Source organism: Bdellovibrio sp. HCB209, assembly GCF_047306065.1.
In the GTDB taxonomy this organism is placed as follows: Bacteria; Bdellovibrionota; Bdellovibrionia; order Bdellovibrionales; family Bdellovibrionaceae; genus Bdellovibrio.
The window spans coordinates 3,824,181-3,842,122 of the sequence record NZ_CP178618.1 but is presented as its reverse complement, the minus strand read 5'-3'; the positions used below and the strand labels follow the sequence as shown (position 1 = coordinate 3,842,122).

Here is a 17,942-nt window from a genome sequence, read left to right as displayed (position 1 = left end):
TGATTTCATCAAGAGACTTGGTCTGGGCTAGAACAAGGGCGGGAAATGCAAAAAACAAAAGAGTAATGCTCAAAATTCGCGATATTTCCCTGATATACTTGTTCATAGGTCTTTAGAATATCATTCACGTAGAGTGGGAATAGACAAGATTTGAGTAACAGCATGAAATTGCACCTTAGTCCTATATTCCAAATGAAGCTCCTGGTGTCGCTTGCGATCCTCGCATTCACATCTTTAGCTGCGGCAGCAGTTGAGGAAGAAGAAGGACTTGTCGAAGTTTACAACCCTGAATCCCTTGTTGAGCTTCACATTCGCCAAGATAACTTAGCAGATTATAAGCATCGCCGGGAAACACATGGCTTCTACTTTGGTGTGGATTACGAGGCCTTTGTTCCATCAAGTTTCGTATCTTTGAATGACGGAAAGACCTACTCTGAACTTTTCAATAACGAAGCAATTCCGATGATTAGCTTGATGATGGACTATAAGTACAACTTTGCACTGGGTTCATTGGCGATTGGTCTGTCGGGCGGTATGGGAAGTATCGAAGACGATCGCAGTGGTGACAAGCGCACGCTTGAGCTCACTAAGATCATGGGAACAATCAAGTTCACGATGGATAACATCATGGATGAACCCTATGTCGCTCCTTACATCGGTCTTTCCATGTACCAAATCGACATCACGGACAAATCGCCGACTAGCTCCGTTTCAGAACAAGCTCCGCTGGGCTACGCTTACGCTTTGGGTTTATTGATTCAACTGGATTGGTTGGACTACGACACCGCAAAAAGTGCGACGTTCAATTATGGCTTAGAGAATACTTTTCTTGATGTCTATGTCGCTCAATATATGGCAGCTGGCGGAGATGAGGAAGCGAACATGGAAACCGATCCAGTTCTTGGGCTCGGTCTTCGCATGGAATTCTAGATCATTCGTAAAAGCTTTTCCATTTCCTCATGAACTGAGGACCAAGAGATATTTGCTAGCTTAATATTTAAACGATTGTCAGGTGTGATGGAGTACTTTTTAGATTCCTTCATCGCTAGCTGAATTACACGTGTAGGATCAAGTTTGGTTTTCTCTGTGAATACCAAAGAAATCGATGTCACACCGGCGCTGATGTCACGAACACCCAACTCCTTACATTGACGACGAATCAACATAAGTCCCATCAAGTTCACAGTCTGATCAGGAATTGGTCCGAACTGATCACGCAATTCTTCTTCGATACGATCCAGATCTTCTGTCGAAGTGATTTCCGCAAGAGCCTTATAATAACCAAGACGAATACGAATATCTTTGATGTAAGCATCAGGAATAAGTGCTGGAATCTTAAGATTGATTTCAGGATCAAGTTCCATGTCATCAACAGCTTCGCCTTTGGCTTCGGCAAGTGCTTCATTCAACAGATCCATATACAATTCATAGCCGACAGAATTTACGTGGCCAGATTGCTCATCACCCAAGATATTTCCCGAACCACGAAGTTCAAGATCGTATTGGGCAATTTTAATTCCGCTTCCTAGAGCCGTGTTTTCTTGGATGATCTTTAAGCGCTCTTGCTGTTCTTTATCGAGCTTGCGATTTCTTGGCATCATCAAATAGCAGTAAGCGCGAGTTTTAGAGCGACCCACGCGACCGCGCAATTGATAAAGCTGAGACAGTCCAAACATATGAGCTGAATCGATAAACATTGTATTCGCTCGTGGAACGTCCATTCCAGACTCTACGATCGCTGTACACACCAGAACGTCAATCTCATGATGGAAGAAAGACAGCATTGCTTTTTCAAGCTCGTGTTCTTCCATCTGTCCGTGAGCAACTTTGATACGCGCCTCAGGAACAATGCTGCGAATTTCATCGGCCAAGCCATAGATGGATTCGATACGATTGTGAATAAAGTAAACCTGACCACCGCGAGAGATCTCTGCGGAGATAGCTTTGCGAACCGTCTCTTGATCAAATTTCGTAACAAACGTACGGGTTGGCAAACGATCCACTGGAGCCGTGTTAATTAAACTTAAATCACGGATTCCTACCAAGGCCATATTCAAAGTTCTTGGGATTGGCGTTGCAGAAAGCGTCAGGGTATCAACGCTGGTTTTGATCTTTTTAATTTTCTCTTTATGAGTAACGCCGAATTTCTGTTCTTCGTCGATGATCAATAAGCCAAGATCTTTAAAGCCAATGGAGCTACCCAAAAGCTTATGAGTACCGACGATAATGTCGACTTTTCCATCTTTGATATCTTGGATGGTCTTTTTACTTTCGGCCGGAGTGACAAAACGATTTAGTACTCGAATATCTACAGGCCATCCCTCGAAACGTTTTTTAAAGGTTTCAAAGTGCTGGAAAGTAAGAACAGTTGTTGGCGCAAGAATCGCAACTTGGCGGCGCGCTTGAACGGCAAAGAATGCCGCACGCATCGCAACTTCAGTTTTACCGAAGCCCACGTCACCACAAACAAGACGATCCATAGGTTTTGTAGATTTTAAGTCAGATAAGATATCACCAATTGCTCTTAATTGATCGTTGGTTTCCTCGTAAGGGAAGCCGTTCTCAAACAATTGAATTTCATTCTCACGGAAATCAAAAGGAGGGCGGTGCATTTCAGCGCGCTTCGCATACAAAGCCAAAAGATCTGCGGCGATATCGCGAACATGGGATTTAACCTTTGCTTTGGTTTTTTCCCAAGCCGTGCCACCGAGTTTATCTAGGATAGTTGTTGCACCAGCTCCCGAAAACTTTTGCAATTGGCCGACGCGATAGACGGGCAGATAAAGCTTATCTTTATCTTTGAATCCGACTTGAATGAACTCGGATTCAACGCCACCGATACTCATGATCTTAAGACCTTCATAGATCCCAACACCATGTTTGACGTGGACGACTAAATCGCCGGGCTTAAGATCACCGAAGGCCAGGCGCTTCGCTTGCTTTTGAAAGTCTTGGGCTGCAGTAGATTCACGGCTGCGCATTTTCTTGCCGTAGAAATCCTCATCGCGCAAAAAGATCACGCGCTCTTCATCCAATCGTAAGCTGTCTGAAAGATAACGGCTTACGATATGAACAATAGACTTATCGCTTTCTTGTTCTTGCAACCAGCTGTCCCAGCGATATTCATCAGCGGCACAGCGTACGGCCTTAAGCTCAAGCTTTTCAAAAATTAACGAGAGACGATCAATATGCGATTGATTCTTGGTGCTGACGAAAATTTTGTAACCATCATCGCGCCACTTATGAAGCTTGTTGGTTGCGGCCTGCAACCAAAGCTCTGAACCGACGGGATTTGTATTTGATAGATTAGAAAAATCTTGAGTCAGCGATGTGCGATACTCAACATGGGCTTCTGCCGCATTATCTTCATCCAGGTATTCTAAAGTTGAGAAATAAATCTGACGACTATTCTCAGGATAAGTGATGCTTTCTAGGCTCTGATAAAGAAGTTCCATTTCAGGACGGATGACGTGACTTTCGCTGGTGACGAAATCAGCCTTGAGCTCCGCCATGAATTCATCTGCGTTCCTAGAGATCTCAACAGGATCTAGAAACCAAACGTTCACCGGGTTTGCAAAATGATCTACCGGATTTGCAGGTTCGCCGTAAAAGTACGGTAGCAGGAACTCAATACCAGGAAATGAATTTTTTAAAACAAGGGATCGCAGAAGCTCTTCGACTTCAGATTTTTCAACAGGGCGATCATCAATGTTTGCGCGAACTCGTTGCAAAAGTCTTTCGTGAGTTTCGTCACGGAATAAAATTTCGCGCGCAGGAGTTAGGTTGAAATAGTTAATTTCAGCCGCACTTCTTTGATCGTCTATATTAAAGTAACGAAGAGTTTCAATTTGATCGCCGAACAGATCAATACGAACGGGCATTTCTTCCGTCGGCGCAAAGATATCGACGATACCTCCACGCAAAGCATACTGGCCCTTGTCTTCAACCATCGGGGCTGAGACATAACCGAGAGAGTTCAAATACTCTGCGATGTCTTCCGGCAACTCGTCGCCAATCGACAAAGTTCGCGAGGATTCTTTGAGGTTTTTCACAGGAATCGTTTTTTGTATCAGCGCGTCAGGGGACGCGATGAAGATTTCCCCGGGCTTTGCGACCTGTGCTTTTGCAAGAAAACGGATGCGATCCGAAGCCAATCTCGTGTTCGGGTAAAGGCCCGAGTATGCGGAAACATCGAATGCAGGCAGAATAGTGCTCTGACGAGTTGGGTCAAAGAACTGCAAGAGCTGCTGTAATTTCACGGCTTCTGCGTGACTGCCAACTACAACTAAGTGCGGCAAGCCGTTGATTTTTTTAGAGTATGTTTGAGACAAAAAGAAAGCAAGCGCGAGCGGAGAAGAGGCTCCGGTCACTTGAATTTTTCCGCGGGTTGTTTCGAAGGCGCGATCGAGTATCGTTTCGAGCCTTGTATGAGTCATTTCGGCTTTCATTTTGTGCGCTCATGTTGCCATGGTTATCGCCTTGTTTCCATTCATATTTCTTGGATTTCAAGTGCAGCACATATATAACTAATTGAAATCCAAATAATAACGACAACTTTGGAGGGTTTGTGGCACTCGGTGGAATCATTTTCATCGTAATTTTTATTGCGCTATTTGGCAGTTTCCTTGTCTGGCTTTCAATCAAGACAGGCGGAAAAGTCCATTATCATCCGGTTAAGTACGAGCCCTACGAGTGTGGTCTCCCTTCGCTAGATAAAAAAGATACGAAAGTTTCTGTGAAGTTTTATCTCACAGCAATCTTGTTCATTCTTTTCGATATCGAAATCATTTTTATGTACCCGTGGGCGACATCATTCCGCGATTTCATCGCGACTGGCCAGGGTGCATTCGTATTTGGATCTATGGCCTTCTTCTTGGCCGTATTCATTTTCGGTTTGTGGTGGGAAGTAAAATCAAAAGCATTGGAATGGGATTAATCAATGGGAATGGGTAAAGATTCATTCGAAATTATCGTCAACGGGCTTAAGCTCGTTGTTATCTTTTTGATGATGGTTCAACTCGTGCCAATCCTAGTATGGGTTGAGCGTCGTGGTTCTGCTTTCATTCAAAATCGTCTTGGTCCAAACCGTGTCGGTCCGTTGGGGTTGATGCAGTTGTTGGCCGATGCCGTGAAGTTCTTGACGAAAGAAGCTTTCGTTCCTTCAACAGCAAAACCATTGTTGTACTATGCAGCTCCGGTTTTCGCTTTGATTCCTGGTGCGGTTGCCTTCTCTGCGATTCCAATGTCGACACCAATTTCGGTTGGTACGTTTGAATTGTTCGGTCAAACTTGGGGCCCATACACTTTCCTAGTTCAAGGTTATGATATCGGTGTTGGTATCGTATTCATCTTGGGTGTTTCCTCTCTAGCTGCTTACACGATGTTGATGGCGGGTTGGGGTTCAGGAAATAAGTACTCTTTGATGGGTGCTCTTCGTGCTTCTGCACAAACGATTTCTTACGAGTTGGCTTTGGGCCTTTCAATCGTTGGCGTGATCATGATGTACGGAACTTTCCACTTGGGCGACATGACAGCTGCTCAACAAGGAACTTTGCACTTCCAATTCATGGGTTACACAGTGGCAGCTAACTGGCTTCCAAACTGGGGTATTTTCTATCAACCTCTTGGTGCTCTTTTGTTCTTCACAGCAACATTCGCAGAATCAAATCGTCTTCCATTCGACTTGGCAGAGGGTGAGTCTGAACTAGTTGCAGGCTTCCACACTGAGTACGGCGGTTTCAAATTCAACATGTTCTTCATCGGTGAGTACGGCCACATGATGATCGCTTCAGGTTTGATGGCGATTTTCTTCTTCGGTGGTTACGGCATCCCTTTTGTGACGGTTGAACAAGTTCGTGAATGGGCAATGACTGTGACTTCAAATGCAAACTGGGCTTCTGCTCTTGTGGCATTGATTCACTTCCTTGTTTTCAACGTTAAGTTCTTCGCGTTCTTGTGGGCATTCATCTGGGTTCGTTGGACATTGCCTCGCTTCCGTTACGATCAGTTGATGGATCTTGGCTGGAAAACGATGCTTCCTTGGGCATTGGCAAACACGATCATCACGGCTTTCGTGATCTACTTGGCATCTTTGTAAGGAGCTAAAAAGTGACAGCAGACGCTTTTCTATTCTGGTTTTTAGCGATCACAACATTGGGCTCTGGCCTGATGGTGATCCTTTTGAAAAATCCTATCTATTCAGCGCTAAGTCTTGCCATGACAATGGTAAGCATGGCGGCCTTATTCGTAACTTTGAACGCCTTCTTTATCGCGGGTGTTCAGTTGATCGTTTATGCCGGCGCCGTGATGGTTCTCTTCACGATGGTTATCATGCTATTCGACTTGAAGCAGGAGATCTCTCAATTCACACGCGGTAAGTTCTCAGGCATTTTGAAAATTGTGTCTGTGGGTTTGTTGGGTGGATTGGTTATCGGTTCAATTGCAATGACTGTTGGCAGTCTTAATATCAAAACAACAGAAAACCCGGTGCTAGTTGGTACGGGCATGGAAACGACTAAAGAACTTGGTCAGATCCTGTTCACTAAGTACATCTTCGGTTTCGAGGCTCTTGGCGTTCTTCTTTTGGTGATCGCTGTGGGTGCAGTTGCTCTTTCTCGCAGTAAAGGTGGAACACATGAATCTTGATTTCATCAACAACATTGGTCTTACACACTACCTTGTCCTTTCTTCGATTCTATTTGTGATGGGTATGGCGGGTGTTCTTCTTCGCCGTAACGTGATCGTACTTTTGATGTCTATCGAATTGATGTTGAATTCTGTGAATCTAACGTTCATCGCATTCAGCAAATACTTGGGCAATCTTGATGGTCACATCATGGTGTTCTTTGTAATGACAATCGCAGCGGCGGAAGCAGCTGTGGGTCTTGCACTAGCAGTTTCGATCTTTAAACGCTTTAACGAAGTGAACATTCGCTTCTTCGAGCACTTGAAAGGATAGGCCGAATGAATCATTCAGTTTTAATGGCCATTGTTATCCTAAGTCCGTTGGTTGGTTTCTTGATCAACGGTTTCCGCTATAAAAAACACTCTGCCAATGTGGCGGGTGTGATCGCAACTCTTGCAGTGGCGATTTCTTTCGTTTGCTCGATCCTACTTGTAGTTGATTTGGTGCAAATGCCTGAAACAGCTCGCAGAATCGCTGTCAGCTTCTTTGAGTGGATGGCGGTTGATAAGTTTAAAGTTAATGCCGGATTTGTAGTCGATCAAATCAGCGCCATCATGATCCTGGTGATCACGGGTGTTGGTACTTTGATCCACATGTTCTCTATCGGGTACATGCACCACGATAAAGGTGCGGCAAAATACTTCTCTTACTTGAATCTATTCATCTTTAACATGTTGTTGCTAGTTCTTGGCGATAGCTTGTTGGTGATGTTCGTTGGTTGGGAAGGCGTGGGTCTTTGCTCATACTTGCTAATCGGTTTCTGGTTCACGGATAAAGACAAAGCAGCAGCAGGTATGAAAGCCTTCATCACGAATCGTGTTGGTGACGCGGCTTTCTTGCTAGGTATGTTTGTCTTGTTCATGACTTTCGGAACTTTGAACTTCAACGAATTGAATGCTTTGGCTCCAACGGTTGCGGAAGCTTCTTGGATGGGTGCTGTAACTTTGGGAACAATGTTCTTGTTCATCGGAGCTACTGGTAAATCTGCTCAGATTCCATTGTATGTTTGGCTTCCAGATGCGATGGCCGGTCCTACTCCAGTATCAGCGTTGATCCATGCGGCGACGATGGTTACTGCGGGTGTTTACATGATCGTTCGTTTGAATCCTCTATTCATCATGGCTCCAAATACTATGATGGTTATTGCGATTATCGGTGCGGCGACTGCGGTTTTGGCAGCGACAATCGGTATGACCCAATGGGATATCAAAAAGGTACTTGCTTACTCGACGGTATCTCAGCTTGGTTACATGTTCTTGGCTTGCGGTGTGGGAGCGTTCGGGGCAGCAATGTTCCACTTGATGACTCACGCATTCTTTAAAGCTTTGATGTTCTTGGGTTCTGGTTCTGTGATCCATGCGATGCACGAGGAACAAGATATTCGTAAGATGGGTGGACTTAAAAAGTACCTTCCAATTACGCATGCGACGTTCTTCTTGGGTTGGGTTGCGATCATCGGTCTTCCACCATTTGCAGGTTTCTTCTCTAAGGATGAAATTTTGGCTTATGCCTTCTTCTCACCAATGGGTTCTCCGATCCTTTGGGCAGCAGGTGCTTTGGGTGCGACTTTGACAGCGTTCTACATGACTCGTTTGATGGCTCTTACTTTCTGGGGCCAATCACGCGTTCCTTCACATGTTCATCCACATGAATCGCCAGCATTGATGACGATCCCTTTGATCGTTCTTGCGGTGTTGTCAGTGATTGGTGGTTGGATCGGTATTCCTCACGTGATCGGCGAACACTTGGGTCATCTTCCAAATGTTTGGGAGCACTGGTTGAGTCCTTTGATTACTAAGATTCCAAACCTTGGCCACTTCGATGTATCCACTGAATGGATCTTGATGGGTTGCTCGGTTGGTTTGGCGATTATCTCTGCAACAGTTGCTTATCAGTTCTATGTGAAGTCTCCAGAGACTCCTAAGAAAATCGCTGAAAGCATCAAGCCAGTTTACAACTTGGTTTATAACAAATATTTCGTGGACGAAGCGTACTTCGGCGGAATCATTAATCCTTTGATCAACCTAGGTAAAAACATGTGGTACTACGTCGATGTTAATTTCATCGATAAGTGCACATACTGGGCAGGGGATTTGGTGCGCGGAATGGGATCTCTATCTCGCTCGCTTCAAACAGGAAACTTGCAGCAATACGCAATGTACATCGGTATCGGCGTTGTTGTTGTCCTTTCATTTGTGATCATGAGGTAAGATATGATCCTGAGTACTATTGTTTTTCTACCTCTTTTGTTTGCTCTGATCGTCGCTGTTTGGCCGAATGCTAAGACTCTACGTCCTTTGGCAATGGGCTTTGCGATCATCGAGTTCATCGTTTCATTGGCATTGTTCCAACAATTCGATCCAGGTACTGCAAACCTTCAAATGGTTGAGCGCTATATGTGGATTGAACGTTTCGGTATCAGCTACTTCCTAGGAATCGACGGCATTTCATTGTGGTTGGTTCTTTTGACGACGTTCTTGACTCCGATCATCGTTCTAGCAAGTTGGACTTCAATTTCTGAGCGTGTGAAAGGCTTCCATGTTTGTTTGTTCTTGTTGCAAACAGCGATGCTTGGAACGTTCTTGGCGATGGATGCGATCTTCTTCTATGTGTTCTGGGAGCTTGCTCTGATTCCGATGTATTTCATGATCGGTATTTGGGGTGGATCGCGCAGAATCTACGCTACAGTTAAGTTGTTCATCTATACATTCGCCGGCTCAGTGATGATGTTGATTGCGATGATCTATATGATGTACCTGACTCAAGAAACTACAGGTCAAATGAGCGCAAGCTTGCTTGATTTCTATAAGTTGCAAATCCCATTCGTGGGCGGCACGTTCTTCAGTCTGCAAACACTTCTGTTCTTTGCATTTGCTTTGGCATTTGCGATCAAAGTTCCGGCATTCCCAGTTCATACTTGGTTGCCAGATGCCCACGTTGAAGCACCGACTCCTGGTTCAGTAATCCTTGCCGGTGTTATGCTTAAGATGGGTACTTACGGTTTCATGCGCTGGGTGATTCCTTTGTTCCCAGAGGCTTCTGAATACTGGGCTTGGTTGTTCATGTTGATCGGTACTGTAGGTATTATCTACGGAGCCTTGGTAGCGATGGTTCAGCCGGACGTGAAAAAACTTGTAGCTTACTCTTCAGTTTCACATATGGGTTACATCCTTGTAGGTCTGTTTGCATTCAATGCTTACGGTATGACAGGTGGTTTGTACCAAATGTTGAATCACGGTATCTCTACAGGTGCTCTGTTCATCTTGATCGGTATGATCTACGAAAGAACTCACTCTCGTGAGATTTCTAAGTACGGCGGCTTGGCTGGCGTTCTTCCTTTGTTCACGATCTTCTTCTTTATCATCACGCTTTCTTCGATTGCGGTTCCGATGACAAATGGTTTCGTGGGCGAGTTCTTGATCCTAATGGGTACGTTCCAAGCTCAACCGGTATTTGCATACTTTGCAGTAACGGGTGTGGTTTTGGGTGCGGTTTACATGTTGTGGATGTTTAAACGTGTGTTCTTCGGCGAACAAGGTGAGTTGGTTAAAGACGAACATCATCCACTTCACGATTTGAACGTACGTGAAATCGCAGTTTTGGTTCCGATGGTTATCATGGTGTTCTGGATGGGTCTGTTCCCGAATCATTTCTTGAACTACTCAAAAACGTCCATTGATCACTTGGTAAACCATAAAAACAGCTACAATCTGACAATCAGTCAACCTAGTGCATCTGCACCGGCAACTGCGACAGCGGCGACCCCAGCTACTGAAGCAGCTCCAGCAGCTGAGCAATCTTCTGCAGCGGCAGCACAAGGAGATAAATAATGAATATGAATATTGGTCTTAGCGACATTCTTCTTGTTTCTCCAATGATCGCGTTGTTCCTAGCGAGCCTTGTGCCGATCACGGCAAAAGTTCTTCGCGGTAACCGCGAACAAAGTCCGATCATCACTCTTTGCCAAGCTTTGATTGGTATCGTGATTGCGATTGGTCTTTTGGTTGTATTCGGTGGCGCTGGTAAAACAGCGTTTAACAACGGCTTGATCTTTGACGGTGTGACTCAGTGGATGGGCGTGATTGCGTTGTTCGCAGCGGGCGCTTCAATGGTCATGATGTACGAAAATCCAGCGACGACGGGCAGACAGTTCTCTGAATTGATCTTCCTGGCGATGTCTTCTGCGGTGGGGATGTTGATCCTAGTATCTGCAGTGGATCTTTTGATGGTGTTCATCGGTCTAGAGATGATGTCTTTGGCATTGTACCTAATGATCGCGATGAGCCACGAAGAGAAGCTTTCTAAGGAAGCAGCTCTTAAGTACTTCATCCTGGGATCATTTGCTTCGGCAATCTTCCTTTACGGTGTGGCTTTCATCTTCGGTACTACAGGCGGTACGAACATTCTTTCCTTCATGGAAAATGCAGCGGAACTTGTACAAACAAGCCGTATGTTCTTGTTCGGTATGGTGTTTGTGATCTTGGGCTTCTGCTTTAAGGTTTCAATCGCTCCATTCCATGCTTGGACTCCTGACGTTTACCAAGGTTCACCGACTCCGCACACAGCATTCATGGCGACTGCGGTTAAGACTGTGTCCTTTGCAGCTTTCTTGCGTGTGATCGCGACTCGCTCTCTAGTAGGCTCTGATCATTTGTTTGATATGCTTCAATGGTTGGCTGTGATCACGATGATCGTTGGTAATACAGCGGCTATCTTGCAAAACAACTTCAAACGTATGATCGCGTACTCTTCTGTGGCTCACTCTGGTTACGTACTAGTAGGTGTTATCACAGCGGGTGTAAGTGACGATGCTGCGTTTGGTGCATCTGGCGTGATCTTCTATTTGCTAAGCTACGGTCTTATGACTTTGGGTGCTTTCGCTATCGCAAGCATGATCGAAAAGTCAGAGAACCATATCGTAAATATCGATGATCTTGCAGGTTTTGCAAAACAAAGACCGATGATGGCTCTTTGCTTAACAGTATTCTTACTATCCCTTGCTGGTATCCCACCAACGCTTGGATTCTTTGGTAAGTTCTATCTGTTCAACGCAGCTATCGGTGAAGGTCTTTTGTGGTTGGCAGTTTGGGGTATGATTAGCTCCGTGATCTCTGTTTACTACTACTTGCGCCCAATCGTTGTTATGTACATGAAAGAGGGCGATGCAGACGTGGCTGAGCATTCTTTGAATGCAACAACAGTTGCTGTTGTGGTTATGGCTCTAGCGATCATGTTCCTAGGTTTCGTATCAGGTCCACTTTTCGCAGCCGTAGAAAAAAGCCTTCTTTAAAAGGTACGTCCTTACCTGAAAAGGTAGGGCCTACCCAAAAAGAAAACCCTGGTGATGAACCAGGGTTTTTTATTATCTAAAGTCGAATTGGCGAAGAGTATTGATGCCTGACTTAAACCCGATGCGCACGATCCGCGCTAAAATCTCTGGATTTAAACTGAAGTGATCGACAAAGAACATTTCATAGTTCTGTGGGCGAGGCGAAATATAGATGTAGTCCACCTCAGGGCGGTGGAAAACCTTATCGCGAATGATGCCCAAAAGCTTTTCACGTTGTTCTTCAGGAAGCTTGATCTGCTTTAAATACCCATCAACGGAATTGTAAATCGACTTAATGTCGTTCTGATTCTGGATGTGTTTATCGATCTTTTGCTGAATTACCTGATATAAAGCCTGATTCAGGATCAATGGAATCCCGTATTTATGAAGCGAACCCATCTCCTCAGTATAATGATAGGGCTGAGTTGAATACGATGAGATCACCAGATCGGCGCCATGATCGGCCGCCACGTGAGTGGATAGGGTGTCCCGAATTTCTCCATCGTAAAAGAAAATCTCTTTGCCATCTTCGGGGCGCTTGATTCCATAAGGAGCATAAACCGGAGGCAACGAAGTCGAGGCAGCAACCGCCTGGCTGATCGAGGCATGATTGATGTACATCGTGTTCGGAGTTTTAAAAGACTCCGGAAAGTTACCAAAGATAGCTTTGCGGGTATGATTTAATTGGGTCCCCACAACAAACAGATCTACACCCAAGCGGGCAAAGTCATTGTCGAGCAGAACATCCTTGCGCAAGTAAGACTCGATACCACCGGTTGAAAACAGACCATTCAGTTTAAGGCCGTTTTTAATCAGCGATTCAATACCCCCACGAACGATGGTCTTATCCAAAAGAGTTCGGGGGATGAATTTTAAAAGGCCACTGGAATTCAGATTAAAGATGTTTCGGTAGGAGATCGGCTTCAGATATCTAAGGTCGTCTTTTTCGAACGTGGGCGTTGAACCAGACCCGACTTGGAAGGCGTTGATCAATGATTCAATTGGATAGCCAGCACCTAAAATGGAAGCAACGAATGCTCCCGCACTGGACCCGACGTAACATCGAATGGTCATTGGGTCGCTGTCATCGAAATTCTGACGCACCATCTCTTTGGTTCCGCCAGCAAACTTGAAACCTTTTTCCTGAAGAGCCAAGCAAACACCAATGTGGAAGGCCGCTGCTTTAATGCCGCCACCACTCAGGACCAACGCTATCTTCTTTTTGTCTTTTATGCGCATAACTACACATAAGTATCTGATCTCACATGGTGGAGGGCAAGGTTGGTCAGACGTTGGTCTAGCTTAGAACCCTGACTAGTCGCTGAATAGCCAGATCAAGGTCCTGTTTTTTGTTGAATTTAAGTAAGTAGTCACACTATCTTTGACAGACTGAAGTCCTGTGATAGGGTTGATTACGCAAGCTGAGTAGGTGACCACCATTTCCGAAAAGCTGGCTACTTGCACTTTGGCGCGAGCCGGGGTGAGTAAAAGGGGATCGAATGAACGTTGAGATGACTGGTTCTTGGCTACCGCTAATGGACTACTCCACTAAATACAGAGTTAGTGTGAGTACTCTCCGCCGAAGAATCAAAGCTGACGACATTCGGTTCCGATTTGAAGACGGCAAGTACTTCATCATGGATGAACCGATGGGTACCCATCAAAGAGTACATCGCCCCTCCCAAGAAAGCGAAAGCCTTGCTTCGGTGGGTGCTCATCAAGGAATGATGAAAGAAGGAACGGAAATGGCTTCTTCAAAGGATGAAATGAAGGCTCAGGACCTTGCTGAAAAGACGGTTAAAGTAAATAAGGATGAGCCAATCCTAACTGCGGCAAACAAGCTTCTTAATGAACTTAAGAAAGCATACACGCAGATCCTTCAAGAAAAGGAAGAGCAAATCTTCCAACTGAAGGATGAAGTCACGGATCTCAAAACTTTGGTTCGAGTTTTGGAATCCGAGAACGACCGCCTGAAAGGCTTCAAACAGTAAGCCCTCTTTATAATGTTATCTTACAAGATCCCCGGTTGATGATATCACCCGGGGATTTTTGCTTTTAACGTTATCCCTATGGAATCATCGTTAAACTTCAACATTCCCGAAACCTCCCTTCAGGTCACCGCCCAAGCGGGGCGACCGATTCTGGGTGATTTCATCCAGATCAATCTATTTTCTGAGGGCGACTTCGATGGCGTTTTGACGACAACCTTGAAAAATCTGACGGATTTAGAGGTGGCTTTAACTTTAGACAGCACGGCTTCAGAGATCTGCAGGGTTTTATTGGTTGAGGGGGATGATTCATTTGAAATGAGTCGACCTGTGGCTGAAGTTTTAGAAAAAGCCTTAGATCTTAGTGCTTTATCTGATGGCTACTTGGAACCCTTTCGCGAGGACTCGCGTAATTTAGATCTTAGAAGCATGATTCGGGGCTATGTGGTGGATCAGGCAGTGAAGATGCTTTTAAGTAAAAACCCAACATTGATGGGAATGGTTCATCTGGCAGAGGGCATTCGATTCTTTAATTGTCCTAAAAAATCCATCCATGTGCGCATGAGCAACTCGGATGTGGAAAAGGAGATTGGATTATTCAAAGATGCGATCTCGACAACAGAGGCGCGAGGATCATTATACGATCAGGAATCGGCGACTCTTTATCTTCATCCTCTAAGACAAGGAATCAGTGGATCACATACGGTTTCAGTGATTGCCGATAGCTGCTTGCATGCAAATGCTCTTGCGAAAATTGGTCTTTATGCGCCCAAAGAAGTTGTGCAGGCATGTGTATCTGAGCTTGATGCCCAGATAGTGATTTTTGATGCCTCAGGAGAGATCGAAGAAATCTTTGAGGAGTCTACGGCATATAACTTCGGTCAAGGGCACATTTCCTATTCGTCTTATGACGATAGCAATAGGGACTCGTAAGATCAGTGTCTGACCAGATACCACGCTTTTGAGATTTTGCGGCGTCGACTGAAGCAAGATAACGGCCCTTAGAGTATTTCGTCGAATCGTAAGCCCAGCCATTTTCAACGATCATTAAGTTTACATTCTTGTCCGCTAAAAACACCGTGCAAGTCAGTCGATCAAACGACTTCCCATCACACTCAAGGTTCACATATTTATTCTTAATAACAGATTCGGTGAAGTCGCGAGCCTGCTTACCGTGTTTTTGCGAAAGCTCCGGGCAGTCGATCCCGGCAAAGCGGATCTTTGCGATCTTATTTCCAACCTTCACGCGGCAAGTATCACCATCGTGGCACTTTTCAACTACACCAGAAATCTTTTGAATCTGATTTTTCTTTTTACGGGCTTCGGCAGAATTAATTGATAGGGACAGGATGGCGGCAAGAACTAGAGATGTTAACTTCATAGGAATAGGTTAGCGGCGTCTGGAGCTAATTGCAATCCAGCTAGCGAAATAAAAAAAGGACTGATTTTACTCAGTCCTTTTTAAGCATCGTCATTCGGGAGGGGCGATGTTTTTTATTTACTCTAGCTCCGCTTACGCTGCTAGAGATTTAGTTTTCTTAGTTTCTTTCTTAACGCCAGTCTTCTTAGTATCTACAGCGGCATTTTTATCGAATGCTACCGCGAACACTTCATCAAGATTCTCAGCGAAGATGAAGTTGATCTTGTCTTTGAAAACTTTCGGGATATCCGCTAAGTCTTTTTTACAAGCCATTGGGATCACGATGTTCGTAATACCAAGGTTCAAAGCTGCAAGACACTTCTCTCTGATACCACCGACAGGAAGTACGCGACCTTGTAGAGTCACCTCACCAGTCATCGCGATATCGTGACGAACCGGAGTACCTGTCATCAAACTTACAAGTGCAGTTGTAAGAGTGATACCGGCAGAAGGACCATCTTTAGGGATAGCGCCCGCTGGCAAGTGGATATGGATGTCGTACTTCTCAAAGAAGTCTTCAGGAATGTTCAATTCTTCCATGTGAGCACGAGCGTAAGACATTGCTGCGTGAGCAGATTCTTTCATCACGTCGCCAAGTTGGCCCGTCAATGCAAGATGTCCTTTACCTTTCATTTTCAAAGCTTCAACAGTCAACACTTCACCACCAGCTTGTGTCCATGCAAGACCTTGCACAACACCAACTTGAGAGTCAGCGATCTTGTCGTCGCGTTGGAAGCGTGGAGGACCAAGAAGTTCTGGAACTGTCGTAGCGTTTACTTCTACGAATTTCGCCTCTTCCATTACCACCATCTTCGCAACTTTACGGCAAACTGAACCTACTTCGCGCTCAAGGTTACGAAGACCTGCTTCGCGAGTGTAGCCAGCGATAAGGTATTTGATACCTTCATCAGTGAAGCTGATGTTCTCTGGAGTGATACCGTTTGCTTCGATTTGTCTTCTGATCAAATGTTTTTTAGTGATCAAAAGTTTATCGTTCTCTGTGTAACCAGGGATGTTCAAGATTTCCATACGGTCACGCAATGCTGGTGGGATATTCTCCAACACGTTAGCAGTAGCGATGAACAACACGTTTGAAAGGTCGAAATCCACATTCAAATAGTTATCACGGAAAGTCGCATTTTGTTCTGGATCCAAAACCTCAAGCATTGCTGCTGAAGGGTCACCGCGGAAATCAGAACCCAATTTATCAACTTCATCTAGTACGATAACTGGATTGTTTGTTTTCGCTTGGCGAAGAGCTTGGATAATTTTACCCGGCATCGCACCTACATAAGTACGGCGGTGACCACGGATTTCCGCTTCATCCTTCACGCCGCCCAAAGCGATACGGAAGTATTCACGGCCCATCGCGCGAGCGATAGATTTACCAAGAGATGTTTTACCTACACCTGGAGGACCACCAAAGCACAAGATTGGTCCTTTAAGGTCTGGTTTCAATTTACGAACAGCCAAGAATTCCATGATACGATCTTTAGCTTTTTCAAGCTCGTAGTGATCTTCATCAAGAATTTCTTTAGAGCGCTTAAGATCGATATGATCTTCAGACTTTTTGCTCCAAGGAAGATCCGCCATCCAGTCAAGGTATGTACGAACCATTGTTGCTTCAGATGCATCTGGATGCATACGCTCCAAACGACCCAATTGTTTCATTGCTTCAGCTTCTACGTGTGCAGGCATGCCGGCATTAGTAAGCTTGTCGCGCAATTCATCCATCTCTTCAGATTTAGAGTCTTGCTCGCCAAGTTCGTTCTTTATAGCCTTCATTTGCTCGCGCAAGAAGTATTCGCGTTGAGATTTATTAGCATCGTCTTTTTGGTTTGGACGATTCTTAGCTTGAGTCTGCATAACTTCAAGTTCAGCAGCCAAGATCTCAGTAACGATTTTTAGTCTTTCAGTAGAATCATGAGTCTCAAGAACTTTTTGAGCGTCTTGAACTTTGATTCCAAGGTTGGAAGCGATCAAGTCAGCGATACGACCTGGATCAGTGACATCATCCAACACCAACAAGATGTCTGGTGAAAGAGGGCGACCTAGAGCAATAATACGTTCAATGTGCTCTTTCGCTGTTCTGATCAAACCTTCGTTTTCAACAACTGATTTTTGATTTGGGATCTCTTCGATCTTCTCAACTGCAACTTCAAAAGAAGGAGAAGTCTTAGAGTAATTTTTTACGCGACCCTTAGCTACACCTTGGATCAAGATTTTTACGCGGCCATCAGAAAGCTTACGCATTCTCATGATCATCGCGATTGTACCTACTGTGTAGATAGAATCTGGAGTTGGATTTTCTTCAGATATATCTTTTTGGGAAGCCAAGAAGATAAGGCGATTTTTCGCTAAAGCTTCTTCAACTGAACGGATCGATGAATCACGACCTACAAATAATGGAATAATCATGTAGGGGAATACAACGATGTCTCTCACAGGTAGCATTGGAAGTGTCTGTGGGATCTCTAGAACTTTATCGTCAAAACTCATACCGCTCCTCCGCGTCGTGCG

14 protein-coding genes are annotated in these 17,942 nt (G+C 44.9%); 10 read left to right on the top strand and 4 right to left on the bottom strand.

The features are described from left to right. Positions 1–162 precede the first annotated feature (162 nt). The gene (locus ACLVWP_RS18710; RefSeq protein WP_413559180.1) at positions 163–930 is read left to right on the top strand and encodes a hypothetical protein; all 768 of its coding nucleotides are present in this window, start codon (positions 163–165) and stop codon (positions 928–930) included. Here ACLVWP_RS18710 and mfd read toward each other — a convergent pair. Then, positions 927–4,448 (bottom strand): transcription-repair coupling factor, encoded by a 3,522-nt coding sequence (gene mfd / locus ACLVWP_RS18705; RefSeq protein ID WP_413559179.1) that lies wholly within the window; start codon positions 4,446–4,448, stop codon positions 927–929. The genes ACLVWP_RS18710 and mfd overlap by 4 nt on opposite strands. 119 nt (positions 4,449–4,567) lie before the next feature. Here mfd and ACLVWP_RS18700 point away from each other — a divergent pair, with 119 nt between their 5' ends. Genes ACLVWP_RS18700 through ACLVWP_RS18670 form a run of 7 tightly spaced genes read left to right on the top strand, consistent with a single transcriptional unit; the run spans position 4,568 to position 11,975 of the window. Continuing rightward, positions 4,568–4,936 carry an NADH-quinone oxidoreductase subunit A gene (locus tag ACLVWP_RS18700; RefSeq protein WP_413559178.1) on the top strand — a complete coding sequence of 123 codons (369 nt, stop codon included), beginning with the start codon at positions 4,568–4,570 and terminating at the stop codon, positions 4,934–4,936. A gap of 3 nt (positions 4,937–4,939) precedes the next feature. Further along, the gene (locus ACLVWP_RS18695) at positions 4,940–6,097 is read left to right on the top strand and encodes a complex I subunit 1/NuoH family protein (protein ID WP_413559177.1); all 1,158 of its coding nucleotides are present in this window, start codon (positions 4,940–4,942) and stop codon (positions 6,095–6,097) included. A gap of 11 nt (positions 6,098–6,108) precedes the next feature. Further along, positions 6,109–6,645 carry an NADH-quinone oxidoreductase subunit J gene (locus tag ACLVWP_RS18690; protein ID WP_413559176.1) on the top strand — a complete coding sequence of 179 codons (537 nt, stop codon included), beginning with the start codon at positions 6,109–6,111 and terminating at the stop codon, positions 6,643–6,645. Beyond that, complete coding sequence (nuoK, locus tag ACLVWP_RS18685; RefSeq protein WP_413559175.1) at positions 6,635–6,958, top strand: NADH-quinone oxidoreductase subunit NuoK; 324 nt, start codon at positions 6,635–6,637, stop codon at positions 6,956–6,958. Before ACLVWP_RS18690 ends, nuoK begins: the two co-directional genes overlap by 11 nt. 5 nt (positions 6,959–6,963) lie before the next feature. After that, on the top strand, positions 6,964–8,895 hold the full coding sequence (gene nuoL, locus ACLVWP_RS18680) for an NADH-quinone oxidoreductase subunit L (protein WP_413559174.1): 1,932 nt from the start codon (positions 6,964–6,966) through the stop codon (positions 8,893–8,895). A gap of 3 nt (positions 8,896–8,898) precedes the next feature. Further along, on the top strand, positions 8,899–10,515 hold the full coding sequence (locus tag ACLVWP_RS18675; RefSeq protein WP_413559173.1) for a complex I subunit 4 family protein: 1,617 nt from the start codon (positions 8,899–8,901) through the stop codon (positions 10,513–10,515). Continuing rightward, on the top strand, positions 10,515–11,975 hold the full coding sequence (locus ACLVWP_RS18670; RefSeq protein ID WP_413559172.1) for an NADH-quinone oxidoreductase subunit N: 1,461 nt from the start codon (positions 10,515–10,517) through the stop codon (positions 11,973–11,975). Before ACLVWP_RS18675 ends, ACLVWP_RS18670 begins: the two co-directional genes overlap by 1 nt. Before the next feature lie 72 nt (positions 11,976–12,047). Here ACLVWP_RS18670 and ACLVWP_RS18665 read toward each other — a convergent pair whose 3' ends face one another. Continuing rightward, positions 12,048–13,253, bottom strand: coding sequence for a patatin-like phospholipase family protein (locus ACLVWP_RS18665; RefSeq protein ID WP_413559171.1), 1,206 nt, complete (start codon positions 13,251–13,253; stop codon positions 12,048–12,050). A 260-nt stretch (positions 13,254–13,513) separates the two neighbouring features. On the opposite strand from ACLVWP_RS18665, the gene ACLVWP_RS18660 reads away from it, so the two are divergent. Together ACLVWP_RS18660 and ACLVWP_RS18655 are read left to right on the top strand one after the other, a co-directional pair. After that, on the top strand, positions 13,514–14,005 hold the full coding sequence (locus ACLVWP_RS18660) for a hypothetical protein (protein ID WP_413559170.1): 492 nt from the start codon (positions 13,514–13,516) through the stop codon (positions 14,003–14,005). A gap of 78 nt (positions 14,006–14,083) precedes the next feature. Next, positions 14,084–14,935: a hypothetical protein gene (locus ACLVWP_RS18655; protein WP_413559169.1), complete on the top strand. Its 852-nt coding sequence runs from the start codon at positions 14,084–14,086 to the stop codon at positions 14,933–14,935. Here the strand turns inward: ACLVWP_RS18655 and ACLVWP_RS18650 are convergent. Continuing rightward, positions 14,865–15,383 (bottom strand): thermonuclease family protein, encoded by a 519-nt coding sequence (locus ACLVWP_RS18650; protein WP_413559168.1) that lies wholly within the window; start codon positions 15,381–15,383, stop codon positions 14,865–14,867. The two genes, ACLVWP_RS18655 and ACLVWP_RS18650, sit on opposite strands and share 71 nt — an antisense overlap. A gap of 132 nt (positions 15,384–15,515) precedes the next feature. Further along, entirely contained in the window at positions 15,516–17,921 is a 2,406-nt protein-coding gene (gene lon / locus ACLVWP_RS18645; RefSeq protein WP_413559167.1) for an endopeptidase La, read from the bottom strand. Between the last annotated feature and the right edge of the window lie 21 nt (positions 17,922–17,942).